The sequence below is a fragment of the Bacillus sp. JS genome, assembly GCF_000259365.1.
In the GTDB taxonomy this organism is placed as follows: domain Bacteria; phylum Bacillota; class Bacilli; order Bacillales; family Bacillaceae; genus Bacillus; species Bacillus stercoris.
Genome location: NC_017743.1, coordinates 3,905,677 through 3,931,742, shown reverse-complemented (window position 1 = coordinate 3,931,742; position 26,066 = coordinate 3,905,677). Strand labels below are relative to the sequence as shown.

General features: G+C 43.2%; 19 protein-coding genes, 3 pseudogenes and 1 riboswitch. Of the genes and pseudogenes, 19 read left to right on the top strand and 3 right to left on the bottom strand.

Annotated elements, in window-relative coordinates:
- Positions 1-106 precede the first annotated feature (106 nt).
- The 12 genes and pseudogenes from wapA to dbpA all read left to right on the top strand — a co-directional run bounded on the left by wapA (position 107) and on the right by dbpA (position 14,426).
- Positions 107-7,111, top strand: a complete 7,005-nt coding sequence (gene wapA / locus MY9_RS19920) for a tRNA nuclease WapA (RefSeq protein WP_014665963.1) — start codon at positions 107-109, stop codon at positions 7,109-7,111.
- A gap of 36 nt (positions 7,112-7,147) precedes the next feature.
- Positions 7,148-7,507 (top strand): immunity protein WapI, encoded by a 360-nt coding sequence (locus MY9_RS19915; RefSeq protein ID WP_014481370.1) that lies wholly within the window; start codon positions 7,148-7,150, stop codon positions 7,505-7,507.
- 67 nt (positions 7,508-7,574) lie between these two features.
- A pseudogene (locus MY9_RS19910) lies at positions 7,575-8,408 on the top strand (RHS repeat-associated core domain-containing protein); the annotation flags it as partial.
- 14 nt (positions 8,409-8,422) lie between these two features.
- Positions 8,423-8,869, top strand: a complete 447-nt coding sequence (locus MY9_RS19905) for a hypothetical protein (protein ID WP_014665961.1) — start codon at positions 8,423-8,425, stop codon at positions 8,867-8,869.
- A gap of 247 nt (positions 8,870-9,116) precedes the next feature.
- A pseudogene (locus MY9_RS21380) lies at positions 9,117-9,443 on the top strand (DNA-binding protein); the annotation flags it as partial.
- 72 nt (positions 9,444-9,515) lie between these two features.
- Positions 9,516-9,968 (top strand): hypothetical protein, encoded by a 453-nt coding sequence (locus MY9_RS21375; RefSeq protein WP_081483693.1) that lies wholly within the window; start codon positions 9,516-9,518, stop codon positions 9,966-9,968.
- 12 nt (positions 9,969-9,980) lie between these two features.
- Entirely contained in the window at positions 9,981-10,469 is a 489-nt protein-coding gene (locus MY9_RS19895; RefSeq protein WP_081483653.1) for a DUF2716 domain-containing protein, read from the top strand.
- Positions 10,470-10,495: 26 nt separating this feature from the next.
- Positions 10,496-10,792, top strand: coding sequence for a YxiJ family protein (locus tag MY9_RS19890; RefSeq protein ID WP_014665957.1), 297 nt, complete (start codon positions 10,496-10,498; stop codon positions 10,790-10,792).
- A 14-nt stretch (positions 10,793-10,806) separates the two neighbouring features.
- Positions 10,807-11,259 (top strand): hypothetical protein, encoded by a 453-nt coding sequence (locus MY9_RS19885; protein ID WP_041521457.1) that lies wholly within the window; start codon positions 10,807-10,809, stop codon positions 11,257-11,259.
- Positions 11,260-11,276: 17 nt separating this feature from the next.
- A pseudogene (locus tag MY9_RS21990) lies at positions 11,277-11,405 on the top strand (hypothetical protein); the annotation flags it as partial.
- A gap of 350 nt (positions 11,406-11,755) precedes the next feature.
- Positions 11,756-12,904: a rhamnogalacturonan acetylesterase gene (locus tag MY9_RS19875; RefSeq protein ID WP_014665954.1), complete on the top strand. Its 1,149-nt coding sequence runs from the start codon at positions 11,756-11,758 to the stop codon at positions 12,902-12,904.
- Positions 12,905-12,986: 82 nt separating this feature from the next.
- Positions 12,987-14,426 (top strand): ATP-dependent RNA helicase DbpA, encoded by a 1,440-nt coding sequence (gene dbpA, locus MY9_RS19870; RefSeq protein WP_014665953.1) that lies wholly within the window; start codon positions 12,987-12,989, stop codon positions 14,424-14,426.
- 18 nt (positions 14,427-14,444) lie between these two features.
- Here dbpA and MY9_RS19865 read toward each other — a convergent pair whose 3' ends face one another.
- Complete coding sequence (locus MY9_RS19865; RefSeq protein WP_014665952.1) at positions 14,445-15,731, bottom strand: MFS transporter; 1,287 nt, start codon at positions 15,729-15,731, stop codon at positions 14,445-14,447.
- 205 nt (positions 15,732-15,936) lie between these two features.
- Here MY9_RS19865 and MY9_RS19860 point away from each other — a divergent pair, with 205 nt between their 5' ends.
- The 3 genes from MY9_RS19860 (at position 15,937) to bglS (ending at position 18,557) form a co-directional block, all read left to right on the top strand.
- On the top strand, positions 15,937-16,617 hold the full coding sequence (locus MY9_RS19860; RefSeq protein ID WP_014665951.1) for a hypothetical protein: 681 nt from the start codon (positions 15,937-15,939) through the stop codon (positions 16,615-16,617).
- Positions 16,618-16,711: 94 nt separating this feature from the next.
- A complete protein-coding gene (gene licT, locus MY9_RS19855; RefSeq protein ID WP_014665950.1) occupies positions 16,712-17,545 on the top strand; it encodes a transcriptional antiterminator LicT in 834 nt (277 codons plus the stop codon).
- Positions 17,546-17,828: 283 nt separating this feature from the next.
- Positions 17,829-18,557 (top strand): beta-glucanase, encoded by a 729-nt coding sequence (gene bglS / locus MY9_RS19850; protein ID WP_014665948.1) that lies wholly within the window; start codon positions 17,829-17,831, stop codon positions 18,555-18,557.
- A gap of 41 nt (positions 18,558-18,598) precedes the next feature.
- On the opposite strand, the gene citH is transcribed toward bglS, so the two are convergent.
- Entirely contained in the window at positions 18,599-19,879 is a 1,281-nt protein-coding gene (gene citH / locus MY9_RS19845) for a citrate transporter CitH (protein WP_014665947.1), read from the bottom strand.
- Positions 19,880-20,079: 200 nt separating this feature from the next.
- Between citH and MY9_RS19840 the strand changes: the two genes are divergently transcribed.
- The 3 genes from MY9_RS19840 (at position 20,080) to MY9_RS19830 (ending at position 23,289) form a co-directional block, all read left to right on the top strand.
- Positions 20,080-22,140, top strand: a complete 2,061-nt coding sequence (locus MY9_RS19840; RefSeq protein WP_014665946.1) for a catalase — start codon at positions 20,080-20,082, stop codon at positions 22,138-22,140.
- Positions 22,141-22,189: 49 nt separating this feature from the next.
- Entirely contained in the window at positions 22,190-22,474 is a 285-nt protein-coding gene (locus MY9_RS19835; RefSeq protein WP_014665945.1) for a hypothetical protein, read from the top strand.
- A gap of 143 nt (positions 22,475-22,617) precedes the next feature.
- Complete coding sequence (locus MY9_RS19830) at positions 22,618-23,289, top strand: DUF3298 and DUF4163 domain-containing protein (RefSeq protein WP_040081349.1); 672 nt, start codon at positions 22,618-22,620, stop codon at positions 23,287-23,289.
- A gap of 41 nt (positions 23,290-23,330) precedes the next feature.
- Here MY9_RS19830 and MY9_RS19825 read toward each other — a convergent pair whose 3' ends face one another.
- Positions 23,331-24,524 carry a NupC/NupG family nucleoside CNT transporter gene (locus MY9_RS19825; protein ID WP_014665943.1) on the bottom strand — a complete coding sequence of 398 codons (1,194 nt, stop codon included), beginning with the start codon at positions 24,522-24,524 and terminating at the stop codon, positions 23,331-23,333.
- 127 nt (positions 24,525-24,651) lie between these two features.
- Positions 24,652-24,753, bottom strand: a riboswitch (purine riboswitch).
- Positions 24,754-25,139: 386 nt separating this feature from the next.
- Here MY9_RS19825 and MY9_RS19820 point away from each other — a divergent pair.
- Complete coding sequence (locus MY9_RS19820) at positions 25,140-25,988, top strand: methyltransferase domain-containing protein (protein ID WP_041521455.1); 849 nt, start codon at positions 25,140-25,142, stop codon at positions 25,986-25,988.
- The last annotated feature ends 78 nt before the right edge of the window (positions 25,989-26,066 follow it).

Sequence of the window (26,066 nt, the reverse complement as noted above, 5' to 3'; positions counted from 1 at the left end):
TAATCCTTAAAATAAGATAAATTTTCTAGAAAAATATTGTAATAATATTTCAGTCTAGTTAAGATTATTGAGTAAATATTACTTTTATTACAGAAGGAGAGAGAAAATGAAAAAAAGAAAGAGGCGAAACTGTAAAAGGTTCATAGCAGCATTTTTAGTGTTGGCTTTAATGATTTCATTACTGCCAGCAGATGTACTGGCAAAAACCACAGAAGAAGAGAATGGAAATCGTATTGTTGCCGATAATCCAGAAGAAACTTCTCGGAAAGAACAGACTGAGGAAGCCATACCTTTTGATCCAAAAGATATAAACAAAGAGGGAGAGATCACCTCAGAAAGAACAGAAAATACAAAGCTCTATTATGAAGGTGACGGTGTCTATAAACAGGAAGTATACCTTGATCCTATTCATACAAAGGAAACACCGGATGCTGACTGGGAAGACATTTCTCCTGAGTTAAAAGAGTCGACAAGCAAACAAGTCGAGACAGAGAACGCTATTTTGAATTCAGATTTTCAAAAGCAAATGAAGAACGGGCTTTATGCGACTTTTGAGCATAATGACCATAAGGTTACATATTCACTTGTAGAAGCGAAAGGCCAGAATAAAACTTCACTTACTCCGAAAGATACCTCAGCAGATTATAAGACTGACAGTAATGAGATTGTATATCCGGATGTTTTTCCGAATATTGATCTTCAGACTTTCACATTCAATGAAAACATAAAAGAAGATTTAGTCCTTCATCAGTATGATGGATACAACACATTTACATTTCAATTAAAAACCGATTTGCAGGCTAAAGAGCAAGAGGATGGATCCATTGATTTTTCTGATGAAAAAGGCAAAGTTGTTTTTTCTGTGCCTAAGCCTTTTATGACGGATTCAAAACTAGATGAGCTTTCCGGCGAGGTTGAACGGTCAGACAAAGTCAGCTATAAGCTGGAAAAGAATGAAGAAGGGTATTTGCTTCATCTTACGGCAGACGAGAACTGGCTGAAAGACCCAGAACGCGTATATCCAGTATCTATCGACCCGTCAACTTCTTTATCTGTTTCATCGGACACGTTTGTCATGAGTGCCTACCCGACGACGAACTATTCGGCCTCCTCACAAAAATGGGATGCTAATTTAAAGGCCTATGTACTGAAAACGGGCTATTATGACAAAACAACAGGCACAAACTATGCGTTCATGAAATTTAACAACCTAAAACCAATTCAAAATATGACTGTCACTAAAGCTACATTAAAAACATACGTAGCCCATTCCTATTATGGAACAAAGGCAACCGGTCTTTGGCTGGATACGGTAAACAGCAATTATGATAATGGAAAAGTGACATGGAATACAAAACCGGCATCTAAAAATATCGGAAAAGCCGACGTCCATAAAGGACAGTGGGCGAGTTATGACGTGACTGCTGCTGTAAAGTCATGGAACTCCGGCGGGGCCAACTATGGATTTAAGCTTCATACAAACGGAAACGGCAAGGAATATTGGAAAAAACTAATTTCTTCAGCGAACTCCGCCAATAAACCGTATATTGAAGTGACGTATACCATACCAAAGGGAAACACCCCTACAATTAAAGCTTATCACAACGGCGATTCCACAGGTTATTTCGATATCAGTTGGAAAAAGGTTGAAGGCGCAAAAGGATATAAGGTATGGATCTACAATGGTAAGGAATATCAAGCGATTTCTGCAGGCAACGTCACGTCGTGGAGCACAAAAGGGAAAAAAATCTGGCCTACGAGCGCAGAAATTGCCTCCAAGAGATATAAACTGCATCTGGACGGCAAGGGTGGAGCTGAATTGGCATTAGATCCATCCCCGGTCTATAAGAATTCCGGCGGAAGCTATGCTACAAGCAAAAACTACTGGATTGGCGTCAGTGCAGTATTTGACCAAGGTGAAGGAGCGATGTCCGCACCGGCAAAGCCCGTTATCCCTAATGTAGGAAAAGCACAAGCACCATCAGCAAAGGGCTACAATAATGGGAATGCCACAGGTTATTTCGATCTTTCATGGAAAGCTGTATCTGGTGCAACCGGCTATAAGGTTCAGGTGTTCAATGGGAAAGGCTTTGAGACACTTGATCTGGGAAATCAGACGTCTTGGACCACCAAAGGGAAAAAGATTTGGCCGACAAGTGCTGAAATTAAGGCTGGGAAATATGCTCTACATCTGAAAGACGGCAATTGTGCAGAGCTGCCGATCAATCCCGGCCCAACTTATAAAAACGCCGGGGGAGATGGAGCCAAAAGAAATTACTCGTTTAAAATTATCGCATACAACAAAGACGGCGAAGCGATTGCATCACCGGCTGCTAACCCGGCACTTCCTGATATCGCTAAGCCAAAGAATTTAACTGGCTATTTGTATACAAATACAAAATCGAGTCAAACGGGCTATGTAAATTTGATATGGGAAAAGGTTCAAAATGCGAAAGGCTATAAAGTTAACATTTATAACGGTAAGGAATATCAATCCTTTGATGTGGGTGACGCGGATCATTGGACAACCCAAAATAAAAACATCTGGCCGACTTCTGAGGAAATCAAAGCTGGAAGCTATAAGCTTCATACCGATGGAAAAGGCGGGGAATTAGCCCTCGATCCATCACCTGTTTATAACAATGCAAATGGGAATTACAAAGGGAAGAAGAATTATTCTTTCACGCTTGTCGCCTATGATGCGAATGGTGAAACAATTCCAACGGCGCCCTTTAACCCAACGTTCCATGAAGGAGCAGAATTCCTTGGGACAGAAGAATACTGGTCTATCATTGATATCCCAAGCGGCCAGTTAAATGGTGCGACAGGCAATGTCATTGTGAATGAAGAAGATTTGTCAATTGACGGACGCGGTCCGGGACTTGGCTTATCGAGAACCTACAACAGTCTTGACAGCTCTGATCATTTATTTGGGCAAGGCTGGTATGCTGATGCAGAAACATCTGTCATCTCAACGGATGGCGGGGCAATGTATATCGATGAAGACGCTACGACACATCGATTCACGAAAAAAGCCGATGGCACCTATCAGCCGCCGACCGGTGTATATCTTGAATTAACAGAAACAGCTGATCAGTTCATATTAAAAACAAAGGATCAAACCAATGCTTATTTCAATAAAAAAGGCGGTAAGCTTCAAAAGGTAGTGGATGGCCACAACAATGCAACTGTCTATACTTACAATGACAAAAATCAACTGACCGCCATTACAGATGCATCAGGCCGCAAGCTTACATTTACCTATGATGAAAATGGCCATGTGACGTCCATCACCGGACCTAAAAACAAGAAAGTCACCTACTCATATGAGAATGATTTGCTGAAGAAGGTTACAGATACAGACGGGACTGTTACAAGCTATGACTACGATAGCGAAGGGCGCCTTGTCAAACAGTATTCAGCCAACAGTACCGAAGCAAAGCCTGTCTTTACCGAATATCAGTATAGCGGACACCGTCTCGAAAAAGCAATCAACGCTAAAAAAGAAACATATGTCTACAGCTATGATGCTGATAAAAAGACACTTCTCATGACGCAGCCAAATGGCCGGAAGGTACAGTATGGCTATAATGAAGCGGGAAATCCGATTCAGGTCATTGATGATGCTGAAGGGCTAAAAATTACAACGAATACAAAATATGAAGGCAACAATGTCGTAGAAGATGTCGATCCAAACGACGTGGGCACCGGAAAAGCAACGGAAAGCTATCAATATGACAAAGATGGCAACGTTACGTCGGTTAAAGACGCATATGGAACTGAGACATACGAATACAACAAAAACAACGATGTCACAAAAATGAAGGATACCGAGGGCAATGTCACGGATATTGCTTATGACGGACTGGATGCTGTATCCGAAACCGATCAGAGCGGAAAATCATCGTCAGCAGCCGTTTATGATAAATACGGAAATCAGATTCAATCCAGCAAAGATTTATCAGCTTCAACTAATATTTTGAAAGATGGAAGCTTTGAAGCACAAAAATCCGGCTGGAATCTGACTGCCTCTAAAGACAGCGGCAAAATTTCAGTCATCGCCGATAAAAGCGGAGTTCTTTCCGGATCAAAGGCATTGGAAGTCTTGAGCCAATCAACGTCTGCAGGAACCGATCACGGGTATTCCTCAGCGACTCAAACAGTTGAACTGGAGCCGAATACAACCTATACATTAAGCGGGAAAATCAAAACGGATCTAGCGAAATCAAGAGCCTACTTTAACATTGATTTGCGAGACAAAGATCAAAAACGAATTCAATGGATTCACAATGAATACAGTGCATTAGCCGGAAAAAATGACTGGACAAAACGGCAAATCACTTTTACGACTCCAGCGAATGCAGGAAAAGCCGTTGTGTATATGGAAGTCGATCATAAAGATAAAGATGGCAAAGGAAAAGCATGGTTTGATGAAGTCCAGCTGGAAAAAGGCGAAGTATCGTCAAGCTATAACCCAGTTCAAAACAGCAGTTTCACAGCAGCAATGGAAAGCTGGAATGTAAGCGGAGCATCCGTTGATTCTGAAGAAGGCTTTAATGATGAAGTATCATTAAAAGCTGCCCGGACCAGTGCGTCCCAAGCCGGATCAGTAACAAAACAAACCGTTGTCTTAGGGCAAAGCGCAAATGACAAACCGGTTTATCTCACACTGACAGGCATGTCGAAAGCAAGCAGTGTCAAGTTCACAGATGAAAAAGACTATTCTCTGCAGGCTAATGTCACTTACGCGGACGGCAGCACAGGCGTATACAATGCGAAATTCCCTTCTGGAACACAGGAATGGAACCGCGCAGCTGTTGTTATACCAAAAACAAAGCCGATCAATAAAGTCGATATCAGCATACTGTTCCAAAAGAGCGCAACAGGAACCGCGTGGTTTGATGATATCCGTTTGATTGAAGGAAGCCTTCTGACAAAAAGCACGTATGACAGTAATGGTAACTATGCGACCAAGGAAGAGGACGAACTAGGATACTCTACTTCAACTGATTACGATGAAACTGGTAAGAAAACGTCTGAAACGGATGCAAAAGGTGAAAAAACATCCTATACGTATGATCAGGCAGACCAACTGACAAACATGACGCTCTCCAACGGCACTTCTATCCTTCACAGCTATGATAAGGAAGGCAATGAGGTAAGCAAAACCATCCGGGCGGGAGCAGATCAAACCTATCAATACGAATATGATGTGATGGGCAAGCTTGTCAAAACAACTGACCCTCTGGGCAATGTGCTAGCAAGCGAATATGATGCCAACAGCAATCTGACCAAAACCATTTCACCGAATGGCAACGAAGTATCTCTTTCTTATGATGGAACAGACCGGGTGAAATCAAAGTCGTATAACGGTACAGAAAAGTACAATTTCACGTATGACAAAAATGGAAATGAAACGTCGGTCGTTAATAAAGAGCAGAACACCACAAAGAAACGGACATTTGACAATAAAAACCGTTTAACCGAATTGACTGACCGCGGCGGCAGTCAAACTTGGACATACCCTAGTGACTCCGATAAGCTGAAAACCTTCTCGTGGACTCATGGGGACCAAAAAGGAACGAATCAATTTACGTATAACAAGCTGGATCAAATGATTGAGATGAAAGACAGTACATCTTCCTATTCATTTGATTATGATGAAAATGGCAACGTCCAAACCTTTATTACGGGCAACGGCGGTGGAACAAGTTTTTCATATGACGAAAGAAACCTTGTAAGCTCGCTGCATATCGGTGACAAAAACGGCGGAAGCATTCTGACGGAAAGCTATGAATATGATGCCAACGGCAATCGTACAACGATAAACAGCTCAGCAAGCGGCAAGGTGCAATATGAGTATGGGAAGCTGAATCAGCTTGTCAAAGAAACCCATGAAGACGGTACTGTCATTGAATACACATATGATGGATTCGGGAACCGGAAAACCGTTACAACTGTAAAAGACGGCTCAAGCAAAACGGTGAACGCTTCCTTCAACATCATGAACCAGCTTACAAAAGTCAATGATGAAAGCATCTCTTACGATAAAAACGGCAACCGCACATCCGACGGCAAATTCACATATACGTGGGATGCGGAAGATAACCTGACAGCCGTTACAAAAAAAGGCGAAGACAAGCCATTCGCAACATATAAGTATGACGAGAAAGGAAACAGAATCCAAAAAACCGTCAACGGAAACGTCACGAACTACTTCTACGACGGAGACAGCTTGAACGTCTTGTATGAAACAGACGCGGACAACAAAGTCACAAAATCGTACACGTACGGGGACAGCGGCCAGCTGTTATCCTACACAGAAAATGGCAAGAAATATTTCTATCACTACAACGCACACGGCGACGTCATCGCGATCTCAGACAGCACCGGAAGAACGGTTGCCAAATATCAGTACGACGCATGGGGAAATCCAACAAAAACCGAAGCAAGCGACGAAGTGAAAGACAACCGCTACCGGTACGCAGGCTACCAATACGACGAAGAAACCGGCCTGTACTATCTCATGGCCCGCTACTACGAGCCAAGAAACGGCGTGTTCCTATCGCTCGACCCAGACCCGGGCAGTGACGGAGATTCACTAGATCAAAACGGATATACCTATGGAAACAACAACCCGGTCATGAATGTCGATCCAGACGGCCATTGGGTATGGTTTGTTGTCAATGCAGGATTTGCGGTATATGATGGATACAAAGCTTATAAATCAGGCAAGGGTTGGAAAGGCGTAGCAATTGCAGCCGCATCAGGATTTGTAGGTGGTGGAAAGTTAAAATTAACAAAAAAAATCGGAAAATGGGCCACCTCAAGACATTGGTATAAAGGAACATTTAAAACTAAAAGAAAGTCATTGGACTATCATCATAATAAACATATTGTGAGAAATGGTAAATCTTACAGTAAAAAGAGATATACAAAAGTTGCTAGAGCATTTTATAGATCTAATAAGCATTTACGCGAAAAAGTAATACTAGCTACTGGAAAAAAAGGTTACAGGATTAAGAATGGAAAAAGAACTGGTTATTACACAAGAAGTGGAAAGGTAGTTACATTTGTGAATAATAAATGGAAGAAAAAGAAAAAGCGTTAATTTTAATTTCTACAATATAGAAGGGCCTGAATATGGATGAAATTTTTTAAAAGATATAATATTGATCAAAAAACATTAGATGAGTTCAAAAAATATTATGTATTATTACATGGTCCGTTTCCAAATGATATGTATGATTTTGAAGAAGAAACAAATACTTCTTTAGATGAATTTTATGAATTTTTTGCCTTAATAACTGGAAGTTTAAATTATATAATTGAAGATAAAAAAATTCCTAGATATCAAAGAGAAATGTTAAAAAAAACGTTCTATGAACATTATCCTCATTTTAGGAATTATAAAAGTGATATTTTAAAATATCAAGAATTAAGTGAATGCTTAGAATTTCATGAAAAAATTAGGATTTTGATTAATAAGCTTATAACAGGAGGATGAATCTTTAAACTAAAATAATAAACAAAAACAGCTGTCAAGTATATTTGACAGCTGTTTTAATTAATTCGGGAAAGACACAATTTATTTTTACAGCGACAGTCTGAATGTGTATACTTTCACAAAAGCATACACATACGGTGATAGTGGACAACTGCTAGCATTCACGCAAAATGGCAAGAAATATTTCTATCACTACAACGCACACGGCGACGTCATCGCGATCTCAGACAGCACTGGAAAAACCGTTGCCAAATATCAGTACGACACATGGGGAAATCCAACAAAAACCGAAGCAAGCGATGAAGTAAAAGACAACCGCTACCGCTACGCAGGCTACCAATACGACGAAGAAACCGGCCTGTACTATCTCATGGCCCGCTACTACGAGCCAAGAAACGGCGTGTTCCTATCGCTCGACCCAGACCCGGGCAGCGACGGCGACTCATTGGATCAGAATGGGTATGCTTATGGAAATAATAACCCAGTGATGAATGTTGACCCTGATGGGCATTGGGCTAGATATCTATGGGAAGTAGTAAAAAGATCATGGAATGGCGCTCCAGGTAAGTGGGTTAAAAGGAATGTTGGTAAGGGATATAATGCATCGAAGAAATGGACTAAATCAATTATTAAAAAAGGTGCAAAAAGAATCGCGAAAAAAATCCCTTATAGAATTCATAAAGTAGGCCGTATTAAGGGGGATAAAGAGAAAGGCAGAGGTTATTGGGGAGTAATCTATTCGAAAAAGAAAAAGACCGGGAGATCTATATATAGATCTTTAGAGTGGCATACACCACATAATAATCATGGTTATCATTTACAAAGTAATAAGTTTTCTAGATATAAAGGGAAATGGAAAAGAGGCAGTGCACAATGGCGGTTAACAGTTTATAAAAGATAGAAAGGGAGAAGTAAATGTACTATTTTTATGAAATATCAACTCTTAATTACTATGATAGAATTGAAAAAGAATATAAAACAATAGAGCATATAATATTCGATATATTGAAAAATATAGAAGGTAACCAATATGCAATGTATGCTTACTCAGTTTCTAATAAGGATAGTAATGATTGTATATATTCTGCGAATTTAAAAACAAATACTTTGTTTAATCATAAAAAAATTTCTTTTATGAAAACATCAGCAGAAGAATACGAAAATACAATTGTTGCTCATGAGAATATCATATTGGTGAAAAAAGATGTTGAGTTAAAAGATATATTGAGCAGAGTTCATTTAACAGAAAAAACAATTGTTAGAGACTTACTGAACGTTGTCCTGTATCATATAGAAATTATAGATTCAGAGACTATCAAAATAGGTTCGGTAAATAGAGAGAATATTTTAAATATAATTTAAAAATGTTTGAAATAATAGATTAGGTTATGTTAATCCTTTTTGAATAATATATTTAGGCTTGTTGATAATCTATAATTTATCAACAAGCCTTTTATATACGGGTCATTACTAAATAGAATAGAAATTAGTTAGGAGATATAAGTAATAGAACAGTGGATTAATTACATTGACGGAGATGCAATGTTTTAAAGGTCGATTCTTTTGACACAAAACATTTTTATGCATATAAGATTTAGGAGCATAACCAATGAAAAAAATAAAAATGAATAAAATCATCAACACGGACAACCAAGATTGTTTTTTCCATGCCGATGCACAGGGGCGTGTCTACATTGGAAAAGGGTTGCAAGGTGATATCACCATTACAACCTATGATCCTTCCGGTGATGTTCGGGATTTTAAAGTGAAAGAGCAGATTGCATACAGTGATATTCTGCTCTTTCAACAATGTGCAGATGGCTATGTCTTCGTTTATTACGAATCGTATGAGCCGAAGGTAAAGGTTTTTTCAGAAGAGGGAAGGATGGAAAGTGCTTTTCACTTGCCTTCAGGGGTTTCCTGCTGTCTTTTGGATGAGAAACAACAGCTTTGGGTCGGTTTATGTGATGAAGGGATTTATCATGATGAGAATCCCAACGGCCATAGTGTGTGGTGTCTTACGTTAGATGGTCAGCAGAAGGAAATACACATTGATAGAAAGCTCGAAGAAATGGATGCGCCGGCTGTAGTTGATTGTTATGGGCTTACAGAAGTAAACGGATTGATTTATATGCTGTATTACGGAGATGCAGTCATTGCCGCATTTGATGAAACGGTCGTGAGACGAGTGTGGATTCTGTCGGATAAAGAGCCGGACTCAGAAGCATTTTATCAGCTTGCGATATCTGAAGAAGGTTTTTTGGTTGGGACGTTCAATTGTTACAGTGAAGAGCTCGAGTCGTCTCTTTATTTAATTTCTGCCGATGTGAGTCAAGAGATGAAAGAGATAACATGCTGTGACTCGAACGGTGAAGCCCTAGACGTTCAACAGCTGAAACTGACAAGTAACGCTGTTTACGCAGTGGCCTCTTCTGGTGTTTATAAACAGGATATCCAATAGGCGTAGGGATGAATGATGAATTGGCGCGCTTTAAGTCAGACAAAACAAGACCGCATCTGGTCAGAAGTGAACAAGCTCATAAAATGGAAACCCGGAAACAGATGTCATCACATCATCCTGCCTGATCCATATCGAGTGTTTGATATCTCAAGCGAGATGAGCAGTAAAGCTGGTCATAATGATGTGAGCGGAGTGCTGAGTGATTTAGAGACTTCTATTTTAAAAGGATTTCAATTATGTACTGGAAAGAACGAAGTAATGTACGCACTAGATTGGCAGCATGACGGATATACCTTTAGTCCTCATCAGGCAATGCCTAAGGATGAATTTGGCGAATGGCCTGTTCCCGTATTTCCAAATGGAGACTATTATTTCTTTTTTCATCAGGACTTCTCTTGGGGACTTTTGGGAGACCCGTGGAAATTGACAATCACTGTGTTTGGTGAAGAGCTGTTGGAGGCGATAGATCATGATCCGCCTATCCTGTTTCAAGATAAATGAGTTTGTTGCGGAGGGAGAGGATCAACGTGCTTCAAAAACTGAAAAAAAGACAGCGAGAGCTTGAAGAAATGCCGTACCCTGATGAATTGTACGGCTTTGAAACGGACATCTATGAGTTTTTTATGCTAGTTGATGGCAGTTTGGATTATGTGCTGTCGAATAAAAGGATGCCTCGGCATCAGCGGCGTTCGTTGGAGAAAAGCTTTTTTGAGCTGTATCCTGATATACTTCCGGAAATGATCAAAAACGATAAGGGTCTGTATCATCACATTCTCTTGTATGAACAAGTCAGGCAAGAGATTTGCGTTGCGCTATCCAACTGATAAGGGGAGATTTTATGGAAATAACCTCTATAAGCAGTATCTGCAATTTGGACATGATCGTTCTTAAGCCTCACCAAGTTGTTATGTCTTGTGAACTTGAAGATGCAGAGTCGTTTTATCGTTTTTGGGAAGGGCTTGCCTACGATCGAATCATGATACAGGTAATAACGACTGGTTCATTTATAGAAGGCCTGTCCGAGTACTTTGAAGGTTATGCTTACAAGGTGACGAAGCTGGCCAAAAGGGAATTCCGTTTCGAATCCGTAATACAGAAAGCAGACCGTGACATTGCAGGTTATCTCTTTCTGCTAGCTTCCATCAATGACGATGTTTTTCTGATCACTGATCCTCAACCGGATAAAAGTTATTTTTCAGAAGGGAAGCTCCAGTGTCTAACGGACTCAGGCGAACGGATCATGTGGTTTGAATACGATGCTGTAGACATCTATATGGTTGGCGGTAACTAAGAATAGGGGGAATTCATTTGACTATCACACAATACGAGAAATTGAAAAAGCATCTTTCTGATGAGGATACAGGTCCATTTACATTAAACGAGTTTTCTTTCTATATGAAAGAAGATGATCGTTATATTCAAATTCCTGTGTTTGAATTAAAACTATCTGCTCAAACCTGTGACATTCAATTGCGGTTTGAAAACATTAGTGCATCGAGGCTGGATGACCTTGAATCCATCGATGCGGTTGAGTTGGAGATTGAACCGACTGATGATCAATGGGAAAGACTCCGTTATTATGTGTATGACGAAGAAGACCAAATAAGCTTCTATTGCGGAGGTTGGGATGTGATCAAGTGTGACAAGAAGTCACACTGATTTTCCCCTTCTTGAGACTCCCCCCTCATTTTTATTCCAACGCCATTTTTTTCTCCCTTCAGTCATCATAAAGAAACAATCACCGAGTATGCATTAATGTATGCGTTTTCATAGAGGAGGGAATCTTGATGAAAAAATGGATTGTAGCGGTTTTTGTGATGATGCTGATGTTGTGTTTTGACGGGAATGAGAGTGTGAAGGCGGCGGAGCCGAAGGTGTATCAGTTTGATTTTGGGAGCGGTTCGGTGGAGCCTGGTTACATTGGTGTCAGGGCGTCTGATCGGTATGACCGGTCAAAGGGCTACGGCTTTCAAACACCGGAGAATATGAAGGATGTGGCGGCATCCGGGACTGGTGTGAAGAGTGATGCGGTTCAATTTTTAGCGTATGGGACGAAAAGCAATAACACGTTTCAAGTGGATCTCCCGAACGGCCTTTACGAGGTGAAGGTGATGCTTGGCAATACGGCAAGGGCCAGTGTGGCGGCGGAGGGCGTGTTTCAGGTCATCAATATGACGGGGGACGGCGCGGAGGATACGTTCCAAATTCCTGTCACCGACGGGCAGCTGAATCTGCTGGTGACAGAGGGAAAGGCAGGCACCGCTTTTACGCTCAGTGCCCTGAAAATCAAGAAATTGTCTGATCAGCCGGTGACGAACCGAACCATTTATGTCGGCGGCGACTCGACGGTGTGCAATTATTATCCGCTCAACAGCAGCAAGCAGGCGGGCTGGGGGCAGATGCTGCCTCACTATATCGATAAACACACCTTTCAAGTGAGAAACATGGCGTCTGGCGGACAGATCGCGAGAGGATTCAGAAATGACGGGCAGTTGGAGGCGATTTTGAAGTACATCAAGCCGGGGGATTATTTTATCTTGCAGCTTGGCATTAATGACACAAATCCGAAGCATAATGAATCTGAAGCGGAGTTTAAAGAGATGATGCGTGATATGATCCGCCAGGTGAAAGCGAAAGGAGCGGACGTCATCCTATCAACGCCTCAGGGCCGGGCGACCGATTTTACTTCTGAAGGCATCCATTCGTCTGTAAACAGATGGTACAGGGCCTCTATTTTGGCTTTGGCCGAAGAGGAAAAAACATACCTCATTGACTTAAATGTCCTCAGCTCGGCATACTTTACATCGATCGGTCCGGAAAAAACACTCGCGCTTTATATGGACGGAGATACGCTGCATCCGAACCGCGCGGGGGCCGACGCACTGGCGCGATTGGCTGTTCAGGAGCTAAAACGTCAGGGAATCGATGGCTTTTAACACGTCATTTTTTCGACAAAACACATACGCCTTCGTCAATTAGAGTATAATGAGAACATCTGCAAGAGACAGGAGTTTATACATGAGTCATTTTAAAAACTATCAAATCAGTCATGACATTTTACGAGCACTGGAAGGACTGGGATATACAGAACCGACCAAGGTGCAGCAGAGCGTGATCCCCGCTGCCCTTGAACGAAAGGATCTTGTCGTCAAATCTCAGACGGGAAGCGGGAAAACGGCTTCGTTCGGGATTCCTCTCTGTGAGCTGGCGGATTGGGATGAAAACAAGCCGCAGGCGCTTATTTTAACACCGACCCGTGAGCTTGCGGTGCAAGTAAAAGAGGATATCACGAACATCGGACGATTTAAACGAATCAAAGCGACAGCCGTATTTGGAAAGTCCTCCTTCGATAAACAAAAAGCCGAGCTTAAGCAAAAAAGCCACATTGTTGTTGGCACGCCGGGACGTGTTCTGGATCATATTGAAAAAGGCACGCTGCCGTTGGATCGTCTCTCTTATTTGGTCATTGATGAAGCGGATGAGATGCTGAATATGGGCTTCATCGAGCAGGTGGAGGCGATTATCAAGCATCTGCCGACTGAGCGCACGACGATGCTGTTTTCAGCGACGCTGCCGCAGGATATCGAGAAGCTGAGCCGTCAATATATGCAAAACCCGGAGCATATCGAAATCAAAGCGGCCGGCCTAACCACAAGAAATATTGAACATGCGGTGATTCAAGTAAGAGAAGAGAATAAATTTTCATTGCTGAAAGATGTGCTGATGACGGAGAATCCCGATAGCTGCATCATTTTCTGCCGAACGAAAGAGCATGTCAATCAGCTGACCGATGAATTGGATGACTTAGGATATCCATGCGATAAAATTCACGGCGGAATGATTCAGGAAGACCGATTCGACGTCATGAATGAATTTAAACGGGGCGAGTACCGTTACCTAGTCGCGACAGATGTCGCCGCGCGCGGGATTGATATTGAAAATATCTCCCTTGTCATCAACTATGATCTGCCGCTTGAAAAGGAAAGCTACGTGCACCGCACAGGCCGGACAGGTCGCGCAGGGAACAAAGGAAAGGCCATTTCGTTTGTCGCGGCCTTCGAAAAACGGTTTTTAGCCGACATTGAAGAATATATCGGATTTGAGATTCAAAAAATGGAGGCCCCTTCTCAAGAGGAAGTGGCTAGAAAGAAACCTGAATTTCTAGCTAAAATGAATGACCGGCCGGAAAGCAAAAAGGACAAAAGCGAAGAGCTGAATAAAGACATTATGAAGCTGTATTTTAACGGCGGAAAGAAAAAGAAAATAAGAGCCGTTGATTTTGTAGGAACGATTGCCAAAATTGATGGTGTGTCAGCTGATGACATCGGCATCATCACGATTATGGATAACGCCTCATACGTTGAGATTTTAAATGGGAAAGGACCTCATGTTCTCCAAGTGATGAAGAACACAACCGTCAAAGGGAAAAAGCTCAAGGTGAATAAAGCGAATAAATGATGAATGACCTGCTCCCAGTTAAAGGGGCAGGTCATTTTGCTGCTGGCTGACATCGGCGCTGGTCTCCTCCGGAACAAAGGCAAGAATCCCAATGCCAATCACAAACAAAATGATCAGGCTGAACACCGCAGTCGAGGATTTTCCGGTCAGCTGGGCGGTCACGGCAATGAGCAGTGGTCCCATAATTGAGGCGAATTTCCCGAAAATGTTGTAGAAGCCGAAGAATTCATTGGCGTGGCGCTTTGGCACAAGCTTGGCGAAATAGGAACGGCTGAGGGCTTGAATACCGCCCTGCGAGGTAGCGACAAGCATGGCCAGTATCCAGAAATCAATCGTTGTCTCCATAAAATAGGCGTACACGCAGACAATCATATAAATAACGATCCCAACGTACAGCATTGTCTTCCCCGTGAAGCGTTCTGCCAGTTTTCCGTATATAATCGAAAACGGCGCAGCGACCACCTGAGTGACAAATAGGATGATCAGGAGGCTTGAGGAACCGATCCCTAAATCTGATCCATAGGATGTCGACATCGTAATAATCGTGCCGACTCCGTCGATATAAAAGAAATAAGCGAGCAAAAAGAGGAACAGTGCCCGGTATTGCCTGATCCGTTTCATCGTTTGGCCGAGCCGCTTAAAGCTGTTGATGACGATATGAGGTTCTCTTTTGATGTAATAGCGCTGATGGACATGCTTGATCATCGGGATGGTGAACAGCCCCCACCAAGCAGCCGTTATAAAAAAGGACAGCTGGCTTGCAGCCGATACAGACATTGGAATTGTTTCTGCTTGAGCGAGCAGGATGACAGCAATGCTGATGATAAATGGAATTGTGCTTCCAATGTATCCTAAGCCAAAACCCCGTGCCGAGACGAGATTCATCCGTTTCTCAGGCGTGACGTCAACGAGAAAGGCATCATAAAACACATTGGCGCCGGAAAAACCGATAGCCGATATTGTATAAAACAGCAACAATAGCAGCCAATGTTCACTAGGGATAAAGGCGAGCATCGCGGTGCTGGCGACACCGGCAGACACAAAGAAACCGAAGAACTTTTTCTTGCACCCTTCATAGTCGGCGATTGTGCCTAAAATAGGGCCGAGCATCGCAAGAATAAACGTTGAAATCGCAATGGTATAGCCCAGATAGGCAGTCGATTGAGCGGCGCTGACACCGCTTTCCGCAGCCGCTGATTTATAAAATAACGGAAACACCGCGGTGGTCACGACAATTGAGTAAGCCGAATTTGCCCAGTCATATAACACCCAGCTGTTTTCTTGTTTCGAAAAACGTTTCATCATCAGAGCCCCTCTCCGGTAACGATACTTCTATTGTACGAGAAATGGGCCTGAAAAGAATGGAATGCACGTCAATTTTTACAAAATATTTATGTTTTTTCGCTTCAAATCATACTTTTGATTTATTGCTGGGGTTAGGTGCATCTGGTACCATTTAACTATATTTTATGGTATTTTCCAGAAGGATTCAGCAGAGAGGAGACAGAGCATGAGGCGAATAGGCTTGTGTATAAGCCTGCTGGTCACAGTTCTTGTGATGAGCGCATGCGAAAGTGAAGGTGAGGCTCAGACGTTCGCAGACTGTGATCAAAAGACAGTAAAACAAACCGCAGCCAAACCGATGAGCAGTAAGAAAAAGCAGGATTTCCAAGCCCTTGCAAGCGAAAGGCAGCTGGCCATTGTGTTCAGTTCCATGATCAAAGTGAGCGAAGCATTTGATTATGGGATCGGCAATCCAGAATACTTCGTGCGAAGCAGCATGACTGAAGAAGAAGCAGACATTGCGAAAGAGAACCTTGAATCGATTAAAATTGAAAGCAAATCGCTCAAAAAACAAAACAGCGAGGCGATCGCCTTGCTTGAAAAAACGCGAAATCAAGACATGATCCGCAGCGAAATTCAGCAGCTGACAGAAAATAGAGCCGCTTTTTTTGAGATCACAGGCCGTATGATCAACCTCATCAGTCAAGTCACACCGAAAAACGCGAAGACGACAAGACAGCAGCTGGATCAGCTGAAAAAACAATATACACAATACAGCGCTGAAAGCGTCAAAATCATAAATAGCATTGTCAAAAAGCAGAAAGCGGATAAGGCATTATTTGAACGCCACCTGGAGGCGCTGCTTCAAAAACAGCCCGGACAGCCGGTATTGAGTGAATTGTACTAACTGGTTCCCGTCTTTCCCTGATGATATTGACCTAGTGCAAAAAGGATGTACAATCAAGATATAGCCTGTTCTTAGTTGATTGGAGGGACATGTCATGAAAATTGCGAAGGTGATCAACAATAATGTGATCAGCGTGGTCAATGAACAGGGGAAAGAGTTGGTTGTCATGGGCAGGGGGCTCGCGTTCCAGAAAAAGTCCGGCGATGATGTCGATGAAGCCCGCATTGAGAAGGTGTTTACGCTCGATAACAAGGATGTATCAGAAAAATTTAAAACCCTTTTGTATGATATACCGATCGAGTGCATGGAAGTATCCGAAGAGATTATCAGCTACGCAAAATTACAGCTCGGCAAAAAGCTCAACGACAGCATCTATGTGTCGCTGACCGATCATATTAACTTTGCCATCCAGCGCAATCAGAAAGGGCTTGATATCAAAAACGCCTTGCTGTGGGAAACAAAACGGCTGTACAAAGACGAATTTGCCATTGGCAAAGAAGCGTTGGCCATGGTAAAAAACAAGACTGGCGTGTCTCTGCCAGAGGATGAAGCAGGCTTTATTGCTCTGCATATTGTCAATGCCGAGCTGAATGAAGAGATGCCCAATATCATCAACATTACAAAAGTCATGCAAGAGATTTTGAGTGTTGTAAAATACCATTTTAAAATTGAATTCAATGAAGAATCGCTTCACTATTATCGGTTCGTCACCCACTTAAAGTTTTTCGCGCAGCGTCTTTTTAACGGTACACATATGGAAAGCCAGGATGATTTTTTGCTGGAGACAGTGAGAGAAAAGTATCATCGGGCGTATGACTGCACGAAGAAAATCCAAACCTACATTGAGCGGGAGTATGAGCACAAGCTCACCAGTGACGAGCTATTGTATTTAACGATTCACATAGAGAGGATAGTCAAACAAGCATAATGAGAGCGCTGACATTTTTATTTTCGTGTGTTCGTTTTTTCTTACATTTCAATATGATGATGGTAGGATTGTTACTGATAAAGCAGGCAAAACCTAAATTACAATGAGTGCGGATCATTTATGTCTGGGCTAATGGTAATTTAGGTTTTTATTTTTTTAGAGGGAGGGTGATCATAGCAATCAGTAAGATTCGTTATTATCATTATTTTGACCGATGTTCCCTTTTAAAAGAATCATGTAAGATCAACATAGAAAACGCTTTCAATGGAAGGGGAATGCCAATATGCCTTATCTGAAACGAGTGTTGCTGCTTCTTGTCACTGGATTGTTTATGAGTTTGTTTGCAGTCACTTCTACTGCCTCGGCTCAAACAGGTGGATCGTTTTTTGACCCTTTTAACGGCTATAACTCTGGCTTTTGGCAAAAAGCAGATGGTTATTCAAATGGAAATATGTTCAACTGCACTTGGCGTGCTAACAACGTATCAATAACGTCATTGGGTGAAATGCGTTTGGCGCTAACAAGTCCATCTTATAACAAGTTTGATTGCGGGGAAAACCGCTCTGTCCAAACATATGGCTATGGACTATATGAAGTCAGAATGAAACCAGCTAAAAACACAGGGATCGTTTCATCGTTCTTCACTTACACAGGTCCGACAGATGGAACCCCTTGGGATGAGATTGATATCGAATTTTTAGGAAAAGACACAACAAAGGTTCAATTTAACTATTATACAAATGGTGCAGGAAACCATGAGAAGGTTGTGGATCTCGGGTTTGATGCAGCCAATGCCTATCATACGTATGCGTTCGATTGGCAGCCAAACTCTATTAAATGGTATGTCGATGGGCAATTAAAACATACTGCAACAAACCAAATTCCGACAACACCAGGAAAAATCATGATGAACCTGTGGAATGGCACGGGTGTCGATGAATGGCTCGGTTCCTACAATGGTGTAAATCCGCTATACGCTCATTACGACTGGGTGCGCTATACAAAAAAATAATGTACAGAAAAGGATTTCCGCCAGCGGAAATCCTTTTTTGATTAAAACGAAATAATCCCGATCAAAAGCGCCGCAATCGTCATCACAATCGTTGTCCCCACGGCCCATTTAATAGTGAATTTTTGATGGTCGCCAAAGCTGACGCCTGCCATTCCGACTAATAGATAGGTGGAAGGCACGAGCGGGCTGAGCAGATGCACGGGCTGACCCAGCAAGGAGGCCCTTCCGATTTCAGCGGCGTCTATTCCGTAAGCGGAAGCGGCTTCGGCGATGATGGGAAGGACACCGAAGTAAAAGGCGTCATTCGACATGAAAAAGGTGAAGGGCATGCTGACGATCGCAGTGATCAACGGCAGATGCGGACCCATGGCGTCAGGGATGAGTGAAACGAGAGAATGCGCCATGGCATCCACCATTTTTGTGCCGGAGAGAATGCCTGTAAATATCCCTGCCGCGAACACCATTGAGACAACGTTTAACGCGTTACCCGCATGCGCCGAGATTCGTTTCTGCTGCTCTTTGACATTTGGATAGTTGATCATCAAGGCGATGGCGAACGCGGTCATAAAAAGAACAGGGAGCGGCAGCAGGCTGGTGATCAGAGCGGCCATCAGAGCGATAGTCAGCAGCAGGTTAAACCATTGGAGAGCGGGACGCTTCAGCGGCATAGCCTCTGGATCGGTAGACGGTGCGTGATCAATCGAAATGACGCCGAGCCGCTTCCGCTCTTTCTTTCCGAGGATATAAGCAACGGCGATCACCCAGAGAATACCGGCGACCATGGCAGGAATCAGCGGTGTGAAGACCTCTGACGTGTCCAATTTTAAGGAAGCCAAAACCCTCGCAGTCGGCCCGCCCCACGGGATAATATTCATAACCCCCGAACCGAGCATCGCTATTCCCGCTAACACCAAACGATTCATGCCGAGCCGTTTGTACAGTGGCAGCATCGCCGCAATCGTAATCATATAGGTTGTTGTCCCATCTCCGTCCAGCGAAATGGTCATGGTCAGAACCGCTGTGCCTACGGCGATTTTTAACGGGTCTCCTTTGACAAACGATAAGATTTTGGCAATGAGAGGATCAAACAGGCCTGAGTCGATCATAATGCCGAAATACAGGATGGCGAATAACAGCATAATCCCGGTAGGAGCGAGGTCTGTAACACCCTGAATCATCATCTCGCCAAGATCTTTGCCAAATCCGCTGATCAGGGCAAACACAACAGGAACGACAATCAAAGCAATAAGTGCGGAAAGCCGGTTAGACATAATAAAGTACATAAAAACAATCATCATCACAAAACCGAGTATGGCAAGCATGATATGACCTCCCCTATTCAACAGCTTTTTTCGTAAGCGCTTCCATAATTTCTTTCTGTAAAGAAGGCTTATTTCAAATGTGTATGACCTCATCCTGATATGTAGACCTAAAATCCTATTGAGCGGATTGGCAGTTTATCTGAAGAACGCCACGGGTAAATGTGCTGTAGAATGTTTCGTTTTAAAAAGGGGGAATAGACATGAGTAATGATCAAAATAAACGTGTAAATGAACACTCAAAGGACGAGCAGCTTGAACAGTACAGGGCCGATAACAGCGGGAAGAAAATGACGACAAACCAAGGCTTGCGGGTGTCGGAGGATGAGCATTCGTTAAAGGCTGGGGTTCGCGGCCCGACCCTAATGGAGGATTTTCACTTCCGGGAGAAAATGACGCACTTTGACCATGAGAGGATTCCGGAGCGCGTTGTGCATGCGCGCGGGTATGGCGTGCATGGCTTTTTTCAGGTTTACGAGCCGATGACCGAGTACACACGGGCCAAATTTCTTCAGGACCCTTCAGTGAAGACACCGGTATTTGTCCGTTTCTCTACGGTTGCGGGTTCTAAAGGCTCCGCAGACACGGTGCGGGATGCCAGAGGCTTTGCGACAAAGTTTTATACTGAAGAAGGAAATTATGACCTTGTGGGTAATAACATTCCGGTGTTTTTCATTCAGGACGCGATCAAATTTCCGGATTTGGTTCACGCGTTTAAGCCTGAGCCACACAATGAAATGCCTCAGGCTGCGACTGCTCACGATACGTTTTGGGATTTTGTCGCCAATAACCCTGAGTCTGCTCACATGGTGATGTGGACGATGTCAGACAGAGGCATTCCGCGCAGCTACAGAATGATGGAAGGCTTCGGCGTTCACACGTTCCGTTTTGTCAATGAGCAAGGAAAGGCGCGTTTCGTGAAATTCCATTGGAAGCCGGTGCTCGGCGTGCATTCTCTCGTATGGGATGAAGCGCAAAAAATTGCCGGGAAAGATCCCGATTTCCACCGCCGCGATCTGTGGGAAACGATTGAAAACGGCGGCACGGTTGAATACGAGCTTGGCGTGCAGATGATTGACGAAGAGGATGAATTCAAGTTTGATTTTGATATTCTTGACCCGACCAAACTGTGGCCGGAAGAGCTCGTGCCAGTGAAAATCATTGGAAAAATGACGCTGAACCGCAACCAGGATAATGTGTTTGCGGAAACAGAACAGGTCGCATTCCACCCTGGAAATGTCGTGCCGGGCATTGATTTTACAAATGACCCGCTTCTGCAGGGGCGGCTTTTCTCTTATACAGATACACAGCTCATCCGTCTTGGCGGCCCGAACTTCCATGAGCTTCCGATTAACCGGCCGGTATGTCCATTCCATAACAACCAGTATGACGGCTATCACCGGATGACGATCAATAAGGGACCTGTCGCTTATCATAAAAACTCTCTGCAAAACAATGATCCGTCGCCTGCGACAGCTGAAGAAGGCGGATACGTCCACTATCAGGAAAAAGTCGAGGGCAAAAAAATCCGCCAGCGAAGCGACAGCTTCAACGATTATTACTCACAGGCGAAGCTGTTCTGGAACAGCATGTCTCCAGTGGAGAAGCAACACATCATTTCTGCTTTCTGCTTCGAGGTCGGGAAGGTCAAAAGCAAGGACGTCCAGCGGCAAGTCGTTGATGTCTTCAGCAATGTCGATGAAGATTTGGCGCAAGAAATCGCCAAAGGAGTAGGCGTGGCGGCGCCCGCGAAGCGTAAAGCATCTAAAGAAATTCTTACTTCGCCTGCGTTAAGCCAAGCCCGTACAGTGAAAACCGCGTCAACAAGAAAAGTCGCTGTACTTGCTGGAAACGGATTTCATGAAAAAGAGCTGCAAACAGTGCTGGATGCTTTAAAGAATGAAGGAGTCATAGTGGATATCATCAGTCAAAATCTAGGGTATATGACAAGCGACAGCGGCCAGCAGCTTGAGGCCGGCGGCACGTTTCTGACTGTTGACTCTGTTCTGTATGATGCCGTCTATGCCGCAGGAGGGCCGGAGTTAAAAGACAACAAACAAGCGATGGCATTTATCAGGGAAGCTTACAATCACTACAAGGCGATCGGTGCGGCAAATGAAGGAATTGACCTTCTTCAATCCTCTGTCGGAACAACAGAGGGACCAGGCATCGTGACGGCTAAAGATGAATCTGACTACACCGCATTCAGCAAGACATTTATTGATGCGGTTGCCGCTCATCGCCATTGGGATAGACGAATTTGATCGGCTCCTGTATCTTAAAGAAAGATACTTTTCATAAGGAGCATGACAAATGAACGAAAAACAGCTCGCTGAAGCTTACGAACGCGACGAAAATATGATGATTTTGGTGTTTGCCCAATGGTGCGTGAACCATGACCTTGATCCGATGGAGCTGTACGCCAAAGCGTATCCGCAGCAAAAGCTGAATGAAAGCTTGAAAAAAACCATGGACGATCTGGTCGTGCCAAAACACGAAGCAGAGCACATTCCGAACCAGACTGTCATTGCGGTATTAGAGATGTTCGGAAATACAGATTTGGCACAAGCCGTTCATGAAGCGATTTCCGGGCGATAAAAAAGAGACATTCTGTGTCTCTTTTTTAGTGGGAAAAATCATGCTGTTAGACCTAGAAACTTCTTTCGACTTAATCAGTCTATAAAAGTGTGAATTGCTTAAATAAGGGAATGATAAACAGCGACATCAAAGGAGGAGATCGAATGAAGTGGAAAAACATACTGAAAGCTGCGGGGATTGCAGTCTTGCTTTTTTCCGTATTTGCATATGCGGCCCCATCTTTAAACGCAGTTCAAACGAAAAAACCGACTGTCAGCACCCATACGTACAAAAAAATCAAGGAATTAAAGTATCCACAAGTGCATCACATCGGGAATGCCGCTTTTGAAAAGAAAATCAATCAAGAGCTGAAAGCCTACATTGAACAATCGTATCAGGAATATCTGAAAAACAAAAAAGCAGGTGAACAACAAGGCTTCAAAACGGAATATCAAACATCCTTCAGCGTCAAGTACAATGCGGCGGGCAAGCTCAGCATTCAAACGCTCAATTATATCTATTCAGGCGGTGCCCATGGTTTAACGTCTGTTCAGTCTTTCAACTATGACTTGAACACACAAAAGCGCGTGACGCTGAATCAGATTCTGAACACCAAAACAAAAGTCAGCAAAACGAGAGATTATCTGTATAGTTATATCAAAAAACACGATGAGCTGTTTTTCCCTGATGTAAAGAAAGAGGATATCACCCTGAACCAAAACACAATGTTTTACTTTACGGCAAACGGGATCGCCATCGTCTTCGGCCAGTATGACTTGGGGCCTTATGTAGCAGGAATTCGGGATGTGCAGGTTCCAGCCTCTATTTATCAATAATCAAAAGAGCCATATCCGAAAAGGGATATGGCTCAATGTTTCTACCACACAAACAGGCCGACAATAGCAGCACTTAATAAAGATACCGCAATTCCGCTGACGAGGAGCTTCCACACGTTTCTCCCGATGACCGTTGACTTTTCTCCGTCAAGGATCGAGTTGTACGTGCCGTAAATCATGCCGACCGTACTGAAGTTTGCGAAGGACGTCAGGAATGTCGTCGCCACCGCAACGGTGTGAGGCGGAAGGGATTTGAGATTGTTTTTCAAGTCAAGCATCGCAACAAACTCGTTCGTTGCCAATTTCATGCCCATCAACTGAGCAACATACATCGCATCATGCACTGGCAATCCAAGCAGGAATGCGAACGGACTGAACAGATAAGCAAAAATCGTCTGGATGGTCAGGCCGTGTACGAAAACGCCAAGAATGCCATTCACTGCTGACGTTAGTGCGACATATCCGATCACCATGGCCAGGATTACGATAACCATGTTCATGCCGACAAGCATACTGTTAGAAATCGTAGAGAAAAAGTCTTTCTTTTCTTCTTTAGGCGGTGTATAGATGATATCTTCATCCTCCGGCACGTGAACAGGGTTCAGCAGGTTTGCGATAATCAGCGCATTTAAGCAGTTTAAAGGAATCGCTGTAAACACGTATGTTGCCGGCACCATTGACAGGTAAGATCCGATAATAGAGCCGCTGATGCTGCTCATGCTCATTAAACCGAATGTAAGCAGGCGGTTGTTATTTAATACCGTAAGCTGCTGGCGGATGACCGCAAGTGCCTCGGTATTTCCCAGGAACATCATTTGAATAGAGAAAAAGCTTTCTAATTTCGGCAAGCGGGAAGCCTTTGAAATCACCCATCCGATTTTATCAATCAGCCAAGGCAAAATTCCGAAATATGTTAGAATATCAAAGAATGTGACGATAAAGATAATTGGAAGAAGCGCACTAAAGAAAAAGTCTACTGTTTCATTCGCCATCACTGACGGAAAGGCAAACGCGATACCGTCACTGGCGCAAGCAATCAGCCAAGTGAAGAAATCACCAATTTTACCGATGGCCCAGCTTCCGACTTTTGTTCCCAGCATAAACCAAGTAATCAGCAATTCCAGAACAATTAATGTCATGATCGGGCGCCACTTGATTTTCTTTTTCTGCGGAGAACATAGGAATACAACTGCCATAATCACAATGAGACCAACAAGGTTTAGTAAAAAGTACATGATAGCAACTCCTATGAGGGTTATTATGGAAACAAAAAAAGCTCTTATCCTTCACAAATTCTGGAAGTGCAGAAAGTGTGAAAAATAAGAGCAAACAGAAAAGAACTTGTCCTTTTCAACTCGTTCAAATTTATTCAAACTTTCTTGTAGTCTAGTTTTTTACGGTTACTAGGTAGAAACAATCAGACCATATTACTGATCATATACAAGAATGTCTTTTTCTAAGATGATAGCAGTATTTTATCCTTTCACTTTTTGAAAATCAACCTTTTTAACTATTTTCACAATAATAAAATTTATATTCTGAAATGAGAAAATAAAGGAAAAACATGCTGGATTGCTATGTTGATATGATTTTGACAGGATACCAGCATGTCAGTACTGATTTTTCTTCACGATAAGGTTCCAGCTCCTGGAGATTTGTTGTATCATGGAAACGGGGAAACCCATACAGCAAAAAGGGAGTTTTTTTCATGATTATCCAATTCATTCGTTATAGATAATGACAGGTGTAGACAAACTGCCAGACCTGGCCAATTTTTGAGATAGGCCTAGGTTTATTTGTCTATGCCTTTTTCATTTATCTAAAAATGAATGAATGAGGTGTTTTTTATCATGAAGCAAACCGTTGATTTCAGCTTGTTTCGATGTCCGCTCTGCGGTTCTTCCATGGATGCGGCATCAGGAAAAAGCTTGATTTGTACAGAACGGCGGCATACATTTGATTTATCTCGGCACGGCTACGTGAACTTCCTGACGAAGCCGGTCAAATCCGGTTACGGTGCCGAGCTTTTTGAAGCGAGAAGCAGGCTGATTGGAGAATGTGGTTTTTTTGAGCCGCTCCATGATACGATAGCAGAACTCATCAGCCATCCCAAATCTGGTCAAGAGGCATTCACCATCCTGGACAGCGGTTGCGGTGAGGGTTCTCATTTGAATGCGCTTTGCGGGTTTGATTATTTAGGGAAAGAAGCGATGGGAATCGGCATCGATCTTTCGAAGGATGGGATTGTAAAAGCTTCTAAGGCATTCAAAGATCAAATGTGGGCGGTTGCCGATGTGGCACGTGCTCCATTTCATGATCGCCAATTTGATGTTGTTTTATCTATTTTTTCGCCATCCAATTATGCAGAGTTTCATAGACTGCTGAAGGATGATGGCATGCTCATAAAAGTAGTGCCGCGAAGCGATTATTTACTAGAATTACGGCAATTTTTATATACTGATTCACCGAGGCGTACGTACTCTAATGCGGCAGCTGTTGAGCGTTTTACAGCACATGCGGCGCACAGCCGTCCTGTCAGGCTCCGCTATATCAAAACGCTTGACCGGCAGGCGATCCACTGGCTTCTCAAGATGACGCCGCTTGCCTGGTCGGCGCCGAAAGACCGAGTCAGCCTGCTGAAAGAAATGACATCAGCCGATATTACGGTTGATGTTGATATCCTGATAGGAATGAAATGAATGGCAGAGGAAAGCTCCGAAAAAAGGGGCTTTCCTTTTTTAATCGGAATAGTTGGCCCACACTTCTCGTACATATGG